We start from the raw sequence: 15380 nt of genomic DNA, 5'->3' as shown, positions 1-15380 counted from the left end.
CGTGCCCCGCAGCAGGGCCGGGGCGAAGGCGGGGGAGGGGGCCGCTGTGGTGTCCTCCACCGGCACTGGACGCCGGAAGCTCGGCCTGAGGATCAGGTTCCGGCGCGACCGCACCCTCATCCTGATGACCCTGCCCGTCGTCCTGCTGCTCCTGGTCTTCAACTACGTCCCGATCCTCGGCAACGTCGTCGCCTTCCAGGACTACGACCCCTACCTCAGCGACAACGGCTTCGTCGCCGTCCTCCAGAGCCCCTGGGTCGGCTTCGAGCAGTTCCAACGCGTCTTCCAGGACGCGGAGTTCTGGCACGCCGTGCAGAACACCTTCGTCCTGTTCCTCCTCCAGCTCGTGCTGTACTTCCCGGTCCCGATCGCGCTGGCCCTGCTCGTCAACAGCGTGATCCGGCCCCGGGTGCGCGCGGTCGCCCAGGCGGTCCTGTACCTGCCGCACTTCTTCTCCTGGGTGCTGGTCGTCACCGTCTTCCAGCAGATCTTCGGCGGCGCCGGCGTCCTCGCGCAGACCCTGCGCGAACACGGGCACTCCGGCTTCGACGTCATGACCGACCCCTCGGTCTTCAAGTACCTGGTGACGGCCCAGATGGTCTGGAAGGACGCGGGCTGGGGCGTCATCGTCTTCCTCGCGGCCCTCGCCGCCGTCTCCACCGACCTGTACGAGGCCGCCGCGATGGACGGCGCCGGGCGCTGGCGCCGCATGTGGCACATCACGCTGCCCGCGCTGCGGCCGGTGATCGCCCTGCTGCTCGTGCTGCGCGTCGGCGACGCCCTCACCGTCGGCTTCGAGCAGTTCCTGCTCCAGCGGCAGGCGGTCGGCCCGGACGCCTCCGAGGTGCTCGACACCTACGTGTGGTGGAACGGCATCCGCAACCAGGACTTCAGCTACGCGGCGGCGGCCGGCCTGATCAAGGGCGTCGTCGGACTGACCCTCGTCCTCGTGGCGAACAAGGTGGCCCACCTCATGGGCGAGCAGGGGGTGTACGAGAAGTGAGCGCCGTGGCCGACCGGCCTCTCGTGGAACCGGAGCGGAACGGGAGGCGGAGCCGGTGGGCGGCCCCGCCCCGGCCGTCCTGGGAGGAGGAGCCTGCGAAGGCCGGACTCGCCGCCAAGGGGCTGGTCCTCGGGATCGCCTGCTTCGCCGTGCTGTTCCCGCTGTGGATCGTGGTGGTCACCAGCCTGTCCCCGAAGAAGGTCATCGACGACACCGGCGGACTGGTGGTGATCCCCAAGGGCATCACGTTCGTCGCCTACCAGGAACTCCTCGGCGGCGGGCAGGTGCAGCGGGCCGCGCTGGTCAGCGTCGGGGTGACACTCGTCGGCACGGTGTTCAGCATGACGGTGTCGGTGCTGTGCGCCTACGGCCTCTCGCGCCGGGGCTCACTGGGGCACCGTTGGATCCTGATGACCCTGCTCGCGACGATGTTCTTCGGGGCGGGGCTGATCCCGACGTACCTGCTGGTCCAGGCGCTCGGCCTCACCGACACCTACCTGGCCCTGATTCTGCCCAGCGCCGTCAGCGTCTTCAACATCCTCGTGCTGCGCGGATTCTTCATGGGCATCTCGCCCGAACTCGTCGACAGCGCGCGGATCGACGGGGCGGGGGACTGGCGGATCCTGTGGCGGATCGTGCTGCCGCTGTCCCGGGCCGTGCTGGCGGTGATCACGCTGTTCTACGCGGTCGGGTACTGGAGCGCCTGGTTCAACGCGTCGATCTACCTGACCGACCAGAAGATGATGCCGCTGCAGAACGTGATGATCCAGCTGGTGCAGAAGCAGGAACGGCCGGTGGGGCTGTCGGCCCAGATCAACACCGGACAGCTGTCACCGCTGGCCATCCAGATGGCGGTGATGGTGCTCGCCCTGCTGCCGGTCGCCGTGCTGTCGCCGTTCGTCCAGAAGCATTTCCGCAAGGGGATGCTGACGGGGGCGGTGAAGGGGTGACGGGGCGTCTCCGCGGAGGGGCGGTGCGGTCTCGTCGGCGACTGCGGGTGGGTGGGGGTTGCTCGCGCAGTTCCCCGCGCCCCTGGGGAGCCGCAGCCGGCGTCGGCTTCGCGGCAAGCGTCCCCACCTCGCCCAGCACCAGTACCGGACCACCGACCAAGACACCCCAACAGAGGTATCCCCATGCCCACCCGCAGAACCGTCCTCGCCGCAACGGCGGCCGGCGCCGCGCTCGCCGGTCTCCCCGCCCCCGTCCACGCGGTCCCGGCCGAGCGGCGGGCGTACCGCTGGCGCACCGTGGTGATCGGCGGCACCGGATTCGTCACCGGCATCCTCTTCCACCCCACCACCCCCGGCCTCGCCTACGCCCGCACGGACATCGGCGGCGCCTACCGCTGGGACCAGGACACGGCCCGCTGGACCCCCCTCACCGACCACCTCGGCTGGGACGACTGGAACCTGCTCGGCGTGGAGGCCCTGGCGGTCGACCCGGCCCACCCCGACCGGCTGTACCTGGCCCTCGGTACCTACGCCCAGCCCTGGGCCGGCAACGGCGCCCTCCTGCGCTCCGAGGACCGCGGCGGCACCTGGCACCGCACCGACCTCCCCGTACGCCTCGGCGCGAACGAGGACGGACGCGGCACCGGTGAACGCCTCCTCGTCGACCCCCGCGACAGCGACACCCTCTGGCTCGGCACCCGCCACGACGGCCTCCTCAAGTCCACCGACAGGGGCGCCACCTGGGTGCGGCAGGCCGGTTTCCCGGTCACCCCCACCGACAGCGGCCAGGGCGTCACCCTGCTGCTCGCCGCCGGCCGGACCGTCCACGCCGGCTGGGGCGACGGCGACGGCACCCCCGCGCACCCGAACCTGTACCGCACCACCGACGGCACCACCTGGGAACCCGTCCCCGGACAGCCCACCGGCGCCTCCGCCAAGGTCCCGGTCCGCGCCGCCCACGACCCCCACACCCGCGCGCTGTACGTGACGTACGCCGACGCGCCCGGCCCCAACGGCCAGACCACCGGCAGCGTGCACAAGCTGGACACCGCGACCGGCACCTGGACCGACGTCACCCCGGCCGTCCCGGGCGGCACCGACACCTTCGGCTACGGCGGAGTCGCCGTGGCCGCCCGCCGCCCGGGCACCGTCGTCGTCTCCACCAACAACCGCTGGGCCGCCGTCGACACCCTGTACCGGAGCATCGACGGCGGCCGCAGCTGGGTCTCCCTCAAGGACACCGCCGTCCTCGACGTCTCCGAGACGCCCTACCTCACCTGGGGTGAGGACGAGCCCAAGTTCGGCTGGTGGATCCAGGCCGTCGCCGTCGACCCCTACGACAGCGCGCACGTCCTCTTCGGCACCGGCGCCACCGTCTACGGCACCCGCGACCTCGTCCACTGGGCGCCCCGCGTCCGCGGCCTGGAGGAGACCTCCGTACGGCAGCTGATCTCGCCACCGGCCGGAGAGGCGCACCTGATCAGCGGTAACGGGGACATCGGGGTGCTCCACCACGAGCGGCTCACCGCGTCCCCGAAGCGCGGCATGGCCACGAACCCCGTCTTCGGCACGGCCACCGGCCTCGCGCTGGCGGCGGCGAAACCGTCGTACGTCGTCCGCACCGGGTGGGGCGACCACGGCAACGGTGCCTTCTCGGCCGACGGCGGACGCACCTGGGCGCCCTTCCCCGCCCAGCCCGCCCCGGCCAAGGACGCCCCCGGCCCGATCGCCGTCAGCGCCGACGGCGGCGTGCTGCTGTGGACCTTCGTGCACGGGCCGGCCCACCGGTCGGCGGACGGCGGCGCCGGCTGGAGCGAGGTGCCCACCTGTCCCCAGGGGGCCACACCGGTCGCCGATCCCGTCGACCCCGCCGTCTTCTACGCCTACGACGCCTACACCGGAACCCTGCACGCCAGCACCGACCACGGCCGTACCTTCACCGCCCGCGCCACCGGACTGCCGTCAGGGGACAGCCAGTTCCAGCTGGCCGCGGCGCCCGGGCGGACCGGCGACCTGTGGCTGTGCACCAAGGAGAACGGGCTGTACCGGTCCACCGACGGCGGGGCGCGCTTCGCGAAGGTCGGCGGGGTCAGGGCCGGACACACCCTCGGGTTCGGCAAGGCGGCGCCCGGCGCCCGTTACCCGGCGGTCTACCTGGTCGGCGTCACCGACTCGGCCCCCGCCGTCCTGCGCTCCGACGACGAGGCCCGCACCTGGGTCCGTGTCAACGACGACGCCCACCAGTGGGGCTGGACCGGGCAGGCGGTCACCGGCGACCCGCGCGTCCACGGCCGGGTCTACCTCGCCACCAACGGGCGGGGCATCCAGTACGGGGAGCCCGCGTGAGACCGACCCTCGCCGACGCCACCCGGGGCCGCGTCCTCTTCGGCGGCGACTACAACCCCGAGCAGTGGCCGGAGGAGACCTGGCAGGACGACGTCCGGCTGATGAAGGACGCCCGGGTCACCTCCGTCACGCTCGGCGTCTTCTCCTGGTCGAAACTCGAACCCGAGCCGGGCGCACGCGAGTTCGGCTGGCTGGACCGGCTGATGGACCTCCTGCACGCCCACGGCATCGGGGTCGTCCTCGCCACGCCCACCTCCTCGCCACCGCCCTGGATGGGCCGCCTGCACCCGGACACCCTGCCCCGGGACGCCGACGGGCGGACCGAGTGGTGGGGCGGCCGGCAGCACTTCTCGCACTCCAGCGCCACCTACCGCCGGTACGCCGCCGCCATCACCGAGGACCTGGCCGCCCGCTACGCCGGCCACCCCGCCCTCACCCTGTGGCACATCAACAACGAGTACTGCACCTTCGACCACGGCGACGAGGCCGCCGCCGCGTTCCGCCGCTGGCTGCGCGCGCGGTACGGCACCCTCGACGCCCTCAACTCGGCCTGGGGCACCGCCTTCTGGAGCCAGGGCTACGACACCTGGGACGGCATCCTGCCGCCGCGGCGCGCCCACTACCTGAAGAACCCGGGCCAGGTGCTGGACTTCCGGCGGTTCACCTCCGACATGCTCCTGGAGTGCTACACCGCCGAGCGGGACATCGTCCGCCGGCACACCCCGCACATCCCGGTCACCACCAACTTCATGCCGCTGTGGACCGGGCAGGACGGCTGGCGCTGGGCCGAGGAGGAGGACGTCGTCTCCGTCGACCTCTACCCCGACCCGCGCGATCCGCTGGGCGCACAGCGCGGCGCCCTCGTGCAGGACCTCACCCGGTCTCAGGCGCGCGGGCCCTGGATGCTGATGGAGCAGGCGGCCGGGCCGGTCAACTGGCGGGGCGTCAACCACCCCAAGCCGCGCGGCCTCAACCGCCTGTGGTCCTTCCAGGCCGTCGCCCGGGGCGCCGACGCCGTCTGCTACTTCCAGTGGCGCCAGTCCCGGCAGGGCGCCGAGAAGTTCCACTCCGGCATGGTCGGACACGCGGGGGCGGAGGGGCGCACGTATCAGGAGGTCAGACAGCTCGGCGCGGAACTCGCCCGGCTCTCCCCGGACGTGGCCGGCCGCCCGATCGCCGCCGAGGTGGCCGTGCTGCACGACTGGCACTCCTGGTGGGCCGGTGACCACGAAGGGCGGCTGTCGACGCTGGTGGACCTTCCGCAGGTGCTGACCGCCTGGCACCGGGCCCTGTGGGAGTCCCACCTCACCACCGACTTCGCCCACCCGGAACACGATCTGTCCGGCTACCGGCTCGTCGTCGCACCGCAGCTGTACCTGCTCACCGACGCCGCCGTCACCAACCTCCTCGCGTACGTCCGGGGCGGCGGCACCCTCGTCTGCGGCTTCCTCACCGGGGTCGCCGACGAGGACGACCGGGTCCGGACCGGCGGGATGGACGCCCGGCTGCGCGAGCTGTTCGGCATCCGCACCCTGCACGAGTGGTGGCCGCTGGAGGCGGGGGAGACCGTGGCCTGCGAGGGCTTCCGGGGGACGCTCTGGTCGGAGGAGATCGAGCCGGAGCCCGGGGCCGCCGAGACCGTGCCGTACCTGGGCGGTGAGCTGGACGGGATGCCCGCCGTGCTGCGCCGGGGCCGCGCCTGGTACCTCTCCACGCTGCCCGAGCCGGAGGCGCTGCGCTCCCTGCTGGCCGGCATCGCCGCCGGGGCGGGGGTGCGTCCGGTGCTGGACGGGCTCCCGCCGGCCGTGGAGGCGGTGCGCCGGGGCGAGCTGCTGTTCCTGCTGAACCACGGGCGGGAGCCGGTCACCGTCCAGGTACCCGGCGCCCATCGCGAACTGCTCGGCGACACCGACGTCACGGACGCGGTCACCCTCGGCCGCTACGGCGTGGCGGTGCTGCGGTCATGAGCCGCACGCCGGTCCACGGCACCTGGGAGCCGGCCCCGGCCGCCCGCTGGGAGGACGCCTTCCTGAGCGGCAACGGCCGGCACGGCGTTCTCGTGTCCGGCGACCCGAACGATGAGCGGGTCGTCGTCACCCATCACACCCTGGTCCGCCCCAACGGAGCCGAGCACGCCCGGCCGCCCCGGCTGGCCGCCCAGCTCCCGGCGGTGCGGACGCGGTTGCTCGCCGGTGACCTCACCGCCGCCGAGGGGTTCACGGACGGCCGCCCGCTCCAGTGGGTGCAGCCCTTCCACCCCGCCTTCCGGATCCGGCTGCGCGGAGCGGCGGCCGGCGGCCACGGCGGCCTGCGCCGGGCCGTCGACTTCACCACCGGCGAGGTCACGGCCGCCCGCCCCTCCGCCGTCAGCCGCGTCTTCGTCTCCCGTGCCGACGACGTGATCGTGCACGAGATCACCGGGGGCGACCTCGACATCCGCCTGGACCACCGGCTGCGGGGCGCCCCGGCCGGGCTGCGCGTCGGCCACGGCACGCTGCTCACCCCCGAGGGCGCCCTGCTGAGCCTGCGCGCCCGCTACCCGGACAGCGACCGCGCCTACACCGGTGTGACCCTCGTCGCCGTCTCCGGTGGCCGGACCGAACTCGTCCCGCCGGGCGTCCGCGTCACCGGCGCCCGCTCCGTGCTGCTGCTCACCCGGGTGCGCCGGCACACCGGCGAGGCGGACGTCACCGCCGAGGCCCGGCTGCTCCAGGACCTGCTCGACGGCACCGAGCGGCCGTACGACAGCCTCCTCGCCAGCCATCTGGAGCGGCACCGCACCGCCTATCTGCGGGTGGGTCTCGATCTCGGCGCCGACCCGGCCGAGCGCGCCCTGCCCGGCTCCGAGCTGCTGAGGCGCCCGCACAGCCCGGCCCTGCTGGAGCGGCTGTTCGCCGCCGGGCGCTACCACCTGCTCTCCAGCAGCGGCCTGCTCCCGCCCCGGCTCACCGGCCTGTGGACCGGCGACTGGGACACCGCCTGGTCGGGCGCGTTCACCACGAACGCCAACCTCAACCTCCAGACCGCCTCCGCACCCGCCGCCGCCCTGCCCGAGGTCACCGAGGCGCTGGCCACGCTGGTCGAACGGCAGCTTCCCGACTGGCGGGCCAACGCCCGGGCGATCTTCGGCACCCGGGGTGCCGTCGCGCCCTCGCACACCGACGGCGAGTCGGGGCTGGCGTACCACTTCAGCCGTGAGTACCCGCTGCACCTGTGGACCGCCGGCGCCGACTGGCTGCTCAAACCGCTGGTCGACCACGACGAGATCCGTGGCGAGCGGGATCCGCGCACCGCCGCCGCCCTCGCCGAGGCGGCTCTCTTCTACGAGGACTTCCTCACCCGCACCGACGCCGACGGCCACCTCGTCGTCGTGCCCTCCTACTCGCCCGAGAACCGGCCCGCCAACGGCAGCTGGGGCGCGGTCAACGCGGCCATGGACCTCTCGGCCGCCCGCCACACCCTGCTCACCGCGGCCCGCTACCACCCCGGACTCGCCGGAAGGTGGCGGTCCCTGGCCGACCGGCTGCCCCCGCACCGCGTCAACGCCGACGGCGCCCTCGCCGAATGGGCCTGGCCCGGACTCGACGACAGCTACGACCACCGCCACCTCAGCCACCTGTACGGCTGCTGGCCGCTGGAGGAGATCACCCCGTACGGCACCCCGCGCCTGGCCGCCGCCGCCCAGCGGGCGCTCGCACTGCGCGGCCCCGGGAACGACTCCGCCCACGGCCATCTGCACCACGCCCTGATCGCCGCCCGGCTCGGTGACGCGGGCCGCGCCGCCCAGGCCCTGCGCCGGGTCCTCGACGGCGACTTCTTCCACGCCTCCCTGATGAGCGCCCACTACCCGGGCCGGAACGTCTACAACGCGGACGCCGCGCACACCCTGCCCGGCGTGCTGATCGAGATGCTCGTCCAGTCCACCGCGGACCGGCTCGTCCTGCTGCCCGCCGTCCCGGACGGGTGCCCGTGCGGTGAACTGCGGGGCGTGCGCACCCGGTTCGGTGCGGAGATCGACCTCGCCTGGGGCCCGGACGGCGCCCGGGCCGTCCTGCGCCCCCACCGCACCGGCCGCGTCGAACTGCGGACTTCCTCCGGCGCCGAGCCGCTCGACCTCGTCGCCGGAGAAGACCGCGTCCTCGTCCTGGGGGCGCGGTGACCGAGGAAACTCCCCCCACCCATGGAAGGGACACCATGGCAACACGCACACTGGGCCGGGTCGCCAAGGCCCTGCTCGCCCCCGCCCTCGCCCTGGGCGCCACCGTCGGCCTCGCCGCGTCGCCCGCCTCCGCCGCCGTCTGGAACTCCTGCGACCAGTGGGGCAACACCACCCTGAACGGCTACACCCTCTACAACAACATCTGGGGCTCCGGCGCCGGCAGCCAGTGCGTCTGGGCCAACTCCGGCACCAACTGGGGCGTCTGGGCGAACCACCCGAACACCGGCGGCATCAAGTCCTACCCCAACGCCAAGAAGGTGATCAACAAGCCGATCACCTCGCTGACCTCGCTGACCAGCAGTTACAACGTCACCGTCCCGGCGTCCGGCGCGTACAACACGTCGTACGACATCTGGGACACGGGGTACGACCACGAGGTCATGCTCTGGGTCAACAAGACCGGTGCCGTCGGCCCGCTCGGCACCTCCCAGGGCACGGTCACCCTCGGCGGCGCCACCTGGACCGTCTACAAGGGCAACAACGGCTCCAACGACGTCTTCTCCTTCATCCGCAGCTCCAACTCCAGCTCCGGCACGGTGAACATCCTGCCGATCCTGAAGTGGATCAAGGACACGAAGGGCTGGTTCGGCAACGTCACCATCGGGGACGTCCAGTTCGGCTACGAGATCACATCGTCGTCCGGCGGCCTGGACTTCACCACCAACAACCTGACGGTCAGCAGCGGTTGAGCCGACGGGGCCGGCTCCCTCGCGGGAGCCGGCCCCTCCTGGCTACTCGGTGACCGGCAGCTCGGCCCCGTCCCGCAGGAACAGCGGGATGCGGTCCAGCGGCGCCTCCACCGTCACGGCCGTACCGCCCTCGTACGTCGCACCCGTCCACGCGTCCGTCCAGCGCGCGTCCGCCGGCAGGTACGTCGTCCGGGCCGTCGCCCCCGCCGTCAGCACCGGTGCCACCAGCAGGTCCCGGCCGAAGAGGTAGGCGTCGTCCACCGACCAGGCCGCCTGGTCGTCCGGGAACTCCAGGAAGAGCGGGCGCAGCACCGGCAGGCCCTCCTCGTGGGCCTCCCGCATGACCGTGAGGACGTACGGCTTCAGGCGCTCGCGCAGGCGGAGGTAGCGCTCCAGGATCGCGCCGGCCTCCTCGCCGTACGACCACACCTCGTTCGGGCCGCCGGTCATCTCCGGGCCCAGCGGCATGCCCGGGTCGCGGAATCCGTGCAGGCGCATCAGCGGGGACAGCGCGCCGAACTGGAACCAGCGGATCATCACCTCCCGGTACGCCGGGTCGTCCGGGTCGCCGCCGTGGAAGCCCCCGATGTCGGTGTTCCACCACGGGATGCCGGACAGCGCGGTGTTGAGCCCGGCCGCGAGCTGCCGGCGCAGGGTCGCGAAGTCGGTACCGATGTCTCCGGACCACAGCGCGGCCCCGTAGCGCTGACTGCCCGCCCAGGCGGAGCGGTTGAGGGTGATGACCTCCTCGCCCCCGGCCCGCAGGCCCTCGTGGAACGTGCGGGCGTTCTCGGCCGGGTAGAGGTTGCCGACCTCCAGGCCCGGGCCCGCCCAGTAGCGCAGGTTCTCCTGGAAGCCGGGCTTCAGCTCGGGCTCGCAGGCGTCCAGCCAGAAGGCCGTGATGCCGTACGGGATCAGGTAGTTGTCGCGGACGCGGGACCAGACGAAGTCGCGGGCCTCCGGGTTCGTCGCGTCGTAGAACGCCACCTGGACGGTGGAGGCGACCTCCTTGTCCGGCCAGTCGGCATGCGCCACCGGCCCGTACTGGGTGCCGATGAACCAGCCGCGCTGCTCCATCACCGCGTGGTTCTCGGAGAGCGGGGACACCGACGGCCAGACGGAGACGACCAGCTTGACGCCCATGTCCTCCAGCTCGCGCACCATCGCCGCCGGGTCGGGCCACTCCTTCGGGTCGAACCTCCACTCGCCGAGGTGGGTCCAGTGGAAGAAGTCGCAGACGATCGCCGAGAGGGGCAGGCCCCGGCGCTTGTACTCGCGGGCCACGGCGAGGAGTTCGTCCTGTGTGCGGTAGCGCAGCTTGCACTGCCAGAAGCCCGCCGCCCATTCCGGGAGCATCGGCGAACGCCCGGTCACCGCCGTGTAGGCGCGCTGGCCGTCCGCCGGGGTGCCGGCCGTGATCCAGTAGTCGATCTGCCGGGCCGAGTCCGCGACCCACCGGGTGCCGTTGCCGGCCAGCTCCACGCGGCCGATCGCCGGGTTGTTCCACAGCAGGGTGTAGCCCCGGCTGGAGACCAGCACCGGCACGCTCACCTCGGCGTTGCGCTGCACCAGGTCCAGCACCAGGCCCTTCTGGTCCAGCCGGCCGTGCTGGTGCTGGCCGAGCCCGTACAGCTTCTCGCCCTCGTAGGCGGCGAACCGCTGCTCCAGCCGGTGGTGTCCGTTGCCCACCGCCGTGTACAGGCGGGGGCCCGGCCACCAGAAGTGGGCACGCTCCTCGGCGAGCAGCTCGGTGTGGTCGTCGGTGCGCAGGAAGCGGAGCAGGCCCTCGGCGGTCACCTCGACGGTGAGGGCGCCGACGGTCATCCGCGCCTCGCCGTCACCCAGCTCGACCACACCGTCCCGGGCGGGCGGGGCGTCGAGGAGCGCGCCCGGCAGGCCCTCCAGCACCGGGCCGCCGAGCCGGGCGCGCACCCGGACCGCGTCCGGACCCCATGGCTCGATCCGCACCGTCTCCTGCCGGCCGCTCCACTCCAGCGCGCCGTCCCGCTCCCGGAAGGTGCCGGTGGTGGGGGAGGACTGGGCGAGACTGACCTTGGGCCGCGCGACGACAGGCTGGTTCACGGCATGCTCCTCAGGCTGGGGGTGCAGACAGGGACAGCAGGCAGTTGTGCAGACAGGGACAGCGGGCGGAAGGGCAGACCGGGACGCCGGGTGAGGGTGCGGGCAGGACGGCGGGCGGAGCGTGCGGGCAGGAGAACAGGCTGGGGTGTGCCCCGTGCGGGGCGTGACCGGCGGGTGGTCAGGGCGCGGCCGGTGCCGGTCCCGAACTGGCCCGTACCGTCAGCTCGGGCGTGAGCAGCACGACCTCGTCGCCGCCCCGCCCGTCCAGCTTGGCCACCAGGTGCTCCACCGCGTGCCGGCCCATCTCCTGGGCGGGGATGGCGACCGAGGTCAGCCGTACCGAGGCCTGGACGGCGACCTGGTCCGGGCAGATCGCGACCACGGACACGTCCTCGGGTACGGCCCGGCCCTGCTGGCGCAGGATCGCGAGCAGCGGTTCCACCGCCGACTCGTTCTGCACCACGAACCCGGTCGTCCCCGGCCGCTCGTCGAAGATCCGGGCCAGGGTGAGGGCCAGGGCGTCGTACCCGCCCTCGCAGGGGCGGTGCAGCACCCGCACGCCCGTCTCCCGGGCCCGGGCGCGCAGTCCCTCCAAGGTGCGCTCGGCGAAGCCGGTGTGCCGCTCGTAGACCGCCGGGGCCTCGCCTATGACAGCGATGTCACGGTGCCCGAGCCCCGCGAGGTGCTCCACGCACAGCGCGCCGGTCGCGCTCCAGTCCAGGTCCACGCAGGTCAGCCCGGCGGTGTCGGCGGGCAGACCGATGAGTACCGAGGGCTGGCCGGAGGCCCGCAACAGCGGCAGGCGCTCGTCCTCCAGCTCGACGTCCATCAGGATCATCGCGTCGGCGAGACCGCTGCCGGTGACCCGGCGCACCGCGTCGGGCCCCTCCTCGCCGGTGAGCAGCAGGACGTCGTACCCGTGCGTCCGGGCCGTGGTGGCCACCGCGATGGCGATCTCCATCATCACCGGCACGTACATGTCGGTGCGCAGGGGGACCATCAGCGCGATGATGTTGGACCGTTTGCCGGCCAGGGCGCGGGCCCCCGCGTTGGGGTGGTAGCCCAGCTCCCGGATGCTCTGCTCGACCCGCTGCCGGGTGGTCGCGGAGATGGACCGCTTGCCGCTGAGGACATAGCTCACCGTGCTCGCCGAGACTCCGGCGTGCTGAGCTACCTCGGCGAGGGTGACCATCCGGCTCTCCAAGCTTTTGAAGCGCTTCGACACTGCGCATGACCGACAAGGTGGATGACGGTGGGAATGACACTAGCTCCAGGCGGGCCGGGGTGTCCATAGGCTGTCGAAGCGCTTCGACGGCATTTCCGGGGAAGGGCGCGGCGCCCCGCCTGTCGCAGTGCGCGCCCCCGCCCCGGCGCTCCGGCGGTGCTTTCCGCCGTTCGCGCGCGAGGGGTGGTGGGGTCGGCCCGTTTCGGGTACCAACGATCCAGTAGCACTGGTCGGTAACGAACGGTCCCAGTCGTCCCCTTTCGCGGCGAGGTGAGCCTGAATGTCCGCCACCACCACCCCACGCACCACCGTCACCGAGCGCGAGGCCCGCCAGGTGGCGGAGGCCGCCCGGCAGCAGGACTGGCACAAGCCCAGCTTCGCCAAGGAGCTGTTCCTCGGGCGCTTCCGGCTCGACCTCATCCACCCCCACCCGCTGCCCGACGACGAGTCCGTGCGGCGCGGCGAGGAGTTCCTGGCCAAGCTGCGCGCGTTCTGCGAGACGGCGATCGACCCCGCCCGGATCGAGCGCGAGGCCCGCATCCCCGACGAGGTCGTGGCGGGCCTGAAGGAACTCGGCGCCCTCGGCATGAAGATCGACCCGAAGTACGGCGGTCTCGGCCTCACCCAGTTGTACTACAACAAGGCGCTCGCTCTGGTCGGCTCCGTCAGCCCCGCCGTGGGCGCGCTGCTCTCCGCGCATCAGTCGATCGGCGTACCGCAGCCGCTGAAGCTGTTCGGCACCCAGGAGCAGAAGGACGCCTTCCTGCCCCGCTGCGCCCGCACCGACATCTCCGCGTTCCTGCTCACCGAACCGGACGTCGGCTCCGACCCGGCCCGCCTCGCCACCACGGCCGTGCCCGACGGCGACGACTACGTGCTCGACGGGGTGAAGCTGTGGACCACCAACGGGGTGGTCGCCGACCTGCTCGTCGTCATGGCGCGCGTGCCGAAGTCCGAGGGGCACAAGGGCGGCATCACCGCGTTCGTCGTGGAGGCGACCTCCGAGGGCGTCACCGTCGAGAACCGCAACGCCTTCATGGGGCTGCGCGGCATCGAGAACGGCGTCACCCGCTTCCATCAGGTGCGGGTCCCGGCCGGCAACCGCATCGGCCCCGAGGGCGCCGGACTGAAGATCGCGCTCACCACCCTCAACACCGGCCGGCTGTCGCTGCCCGCGATGTGCGCCGGAGCCGGCAAGTGGTGCCTGAAGATCGCCCGCGAGTGGGCCGCCGAGCGCGAGCAGTGGGGCAAGCCGGTCGCGCTGCACGAGGCGGTCGGCGCCAAGATCAGCTTCATCGCGGCCACCACCTTCGCCCTCGAAGCCGTGCTCGACCTGTCCTCGCAGATGGCCGACGAGGACCGCAACGACATCCGCATCGAGGCCGCCCTCGCCAAGCTCTACGGCTCCGAGATGGCCTGGAAGATGGCCGACGAACTGGTCCAGATCCGCGGCGGGCGCGGCTACGAGACGGCCGAGTCGCTGCGGGCGCGCGGCGAGCGGGCGGTCCCGGCCGAGCAGATCCTGCGCGACCTGCGCATCAACCGCATCTTCGAGGGCTCCACGGAGATCATGCACCTGCTGATCGCGCGGGAGGCCGTGGACGCCCACCTCTCGGTCGCCGGTGACCTCATCGACCCTGACAAGCCGCTGTCCGCCAAGGCGAAGGCGGGCGCGAACGCGGGCGTCTTCTACGCGAAGTGGCTGCCGAAGCTGGTAGCCGGACCGGGCCAGCTGCCGACGGCGTACGGCGAGTTCAAGCACGGCATCGACCTCTCCGGGCACCTGCGCCACGTCGAGCGCACCGCCCGCAAACTCGCCCGCTCCACCTTCTACGCCATGTCCCGCTGGCAGGGCCGGATGGAGACCAAGCAGGGCTTCCTCGGCCGGATCGTGGACATCGGCGCCGAGCTGTTCGCGATGAGCGCGGCCTGCGTCCGCGCCGAGCGGCTGTGGCGCGAGGGCGAGCACGGCCGCGAGGCCTACCAGCTCGCCGACGCCTTCTGCCGCCAGGCCCGCATCCGGGTGGACGAACTCTTCGCCCGGCTGTGGACCAACACCGACGACCTGGACCGCAAGGTGGTCAAGCACGTCCTCGGCGGGGCCTACACCTGGCTGGAGGAGGGCATCCTCGACCCGTCGGGAGAGGGGCCGTGGATCGCCGACGCGACCCCCGGACCCGCCGCCCGCGAGAACGCCCGCCGTCCCTTCGGGGGCTAGGCCCTGTCGTCAAACTCCCGTCTGCCGCGCGACGCCATGCACGCACTCTCGCCGCACCGGCCCCAGACCCGAGTACGCCCAGTACGAGGGCCTGTGGCCGGCACGGCGAGAGCACGCACCTGACGCCGCACGGCCCGCCCTCCGGGCGGACGACGGGAGTTTGACGACAGGACCTAGCAGTACGTGTCGCTCGGGTCCCGCGTCGTCCAGGAGCAGGTGTCGACCTTGCTGCCGCTCGCCTTGGTCAGGGTCGCCGTGTCCTTGTCGTTGTTCCAGACGTAGGCACGGCGGTCCTGGTACTTGTCCGACGCGGTGTCCGAGCCGCTGCCGGTGTGCACCTTCAGGTACTTCCCGGCGCCGATCCTGACGTTCCCGAAGACGTACTTGTGGTTGGAGGCGTCCTTCAGCACCCACCCCCTGAGCGAGACCGCCGAGCCGCTGGTGTTCTTCAGCTGCACCCACTCGGCGTTCAGGCTCTTGTTCGAGCGGTTGTCCGAGCCGGGGCTGTCGAACCACACATGGTGGATCTTCACGCCCCCGGCGGCCTCGGCCGGGGTGCTGAGCAGGGTGCCGGTGAGCAGGGCCGCGCCGGCGAGGGCGGGCAGGGCGGCGCGTATGCGCACAGTACGCATGGAGAGATCCCCCCAG

At 72.5% G+C, this 15380-nt stretch carries 10 protein-coding genes; 7 read left to right on the top strand and 3 right to left on the bottom strand.

Features of this window, described 5'->3' with window-relative positions; translation table 11 throughout:
• The first annotated feature begins 46 nt into the window (after positions 1-46).
• The 6 genes from C3492_RS08370 to C3492_RS08345 all read left to right on the top strand — a co-directional run bounded on the left by C3492_RS08370 (position 47) and on the right by C3492_RS08345 (position 9207).
• Entirely contained in the window at positions 47-1003 is a 957-nt protein-coding gene (locus C3492_RS08370) for a sugar ABC transporter permease (RefSeq protein ID WP_258055578.1), read from the top strand.
• Complete coding sequence (locus C3492_RS08365; RefSeq protein ID WP_181140264.1) at positions 1000-1953, top strand: carbohydrate ABC transporter permease; 954 nt, start codon at positions 1000-1002, stop codon at positions 1951-1953. Before C3492_RS08370 ends, C3492_RS08365 begins: the two co-directional genes overlap by 4 nt.
• Before the next feature lie 183 nt (positions 1954-2136).
• Entirely contained in the window at positions 2137-4299 is a 2163-nt protein-coding gene (locus C3492_RS08360) for a sialidase family protein (protein WP_103811115.1), read from the top strand.
• On the top strand, positions 4296-6266 hold the full coding sequence (locus C3492_RS08355) for a beta-galactosidase (RefSeq protein WP_103811114.1): 1971 nt from the start codon (positions 4296-4298) through the stop codon (positions 6264-6266). The genes C3492_RS08360 and C3492_RS08355 overlap by 4 nt, the downstream gene beginning before the upstream one ends.
• Entirely contained in the window at positions 6263-8458 is a 2196-nt protein-coding gene (locus tag C3492_RS08350; RefSeq protein WP_103811113.1) for a glycoside hydrolase N-terminal domain-containing protein, read from the top strand. Before C3492_RS08355 ends, C3492_RS08350 begins: the two co-directional genes overlap by 4 nt.
• 35 nt (positions 8459-8493) lie before the next feature.
• Positions 8494-9207: a hypothetical protein gene (locus C3492_RS08345; RefSeq protein WP_103811112.1), complete on the top strand. Its 714-nt coding sequence runs from the start codon at positions 8494-8496 to the stop codon at positions 9205-9207.
• A gap of 42 nt (positions 9208-9249) precedes the next feature.
• On the opposite strand, the gene C3492_RS08340 is transcribed toward C3492_RS08345, so the two are convergent.
• Both C3492_RS08340 and C3492_RS08335 read right to left on the bottom strand, forming a co-directional pair.
• Positions 9250-11289, bottom strand: coding sequence for a TIM-barrel domain-containing protein (locus tag C3492_RS08340; protein WP_103811111.1), 2040 nt, complete (start codon positions 11287-11289; stop codon positions 9250-9252).
• Positions 11290-11467: 178 nt separating this feature from the next.
• A complete protein-coding gene (locus C3492_RS08335) occupies positions 11468-12481 on the bottom strand; it encodes a LacI family DNA-binding transcriptional regulator (RefSeq protein ID WP_103811110.1) in 1014 nt (337 codons plus the stop codon).
• Between the two features lie 313 nt (positions 12482-12794).
• Here C3492_RS08335 and C3492_RS08330 point away from each other — a divergent pair, with 313 nt between their 5' ends.
• A complete protein-coding gene (locus tag C3492_RS08330; protein ID WP_103811109.1) occupies positions 12795-14732 on the top strand; it encodes an acyl-CoA dehydrogenase family protein in 1938 nt (645 codons plus the stop codon).
• A gap of 173 nt (positions 14733-14905) precedes the next feature.
• Here the strand turns inward: C3492_RS08330 and C3492_RS08320 are convergent, their stop codons facing one another.
• A complete protein-coding gene (locus C3492_RS08320; protein ID WP_103811108.1) occupies positions 14906-15364 on the bottom strand; it encodes a lamin tail domain-containing protein in 459 nt (152 codons plus the stop codon).
• Positions 15365-15380 lie beyond the last annotated feature (16 nt).

It is taken from the genome of Streptomyces sp. Ru62 (assembly GCF_002920615.1).
Lineage (GTDB): Bacteria > Actinomycetota > Actinomycetes > Streptomycetales > Streptomycetaceae > Streptomyces.
Note: the sequence above shows the minus strand (reverse complement) of the source record. Positions and strands in the feature narration are given on the sequence as shown.

Coding starts and splice junctions, on each gene's coding strand:
- C3492_RS08360 (WP_103811115.1), top strand. CDS start 2,137: ATGCCCACCCGCAGAACCGTCCTCGCCGCAACGGCGGCCGGCGCCGCG.
- C3492_RS08350 (WP_103811113.1), top strand. CDS start 6,263: ATGAGCCGCACGCCGGTCCACGGCACCTGGGAGCCGGCCCCGGCCGCC.
- C3492_RS08345 (WP_103811112.1), top strand. CDS start 8,494: ATGGCAACACGCACACTGGGCCGGGTCGCCAAGGCCCTGCTCGCCCCC.
- C3492_RS08335 (WP_103811110.1), bottom strand. CDS start 12,481: ATGGTCACCCTCGCCGAGGTAGCTCAGCACGCCGGAGTCTCGGCGAGC.
- C3492_RS08330 (WP_103811109.1), top strand. CDS start 12,795: ATGTCCGCCACCACCACCCCACGCACCACCGTCACCGAGCGCGAGGCC.
- C3492_RS08320 (WP_103811108.1), bottom strand. CDS start 15,364: ATGCGTACTGTGCGCATACGCGCCGCCCTGCCCGCCCTCGCCGGCGCG.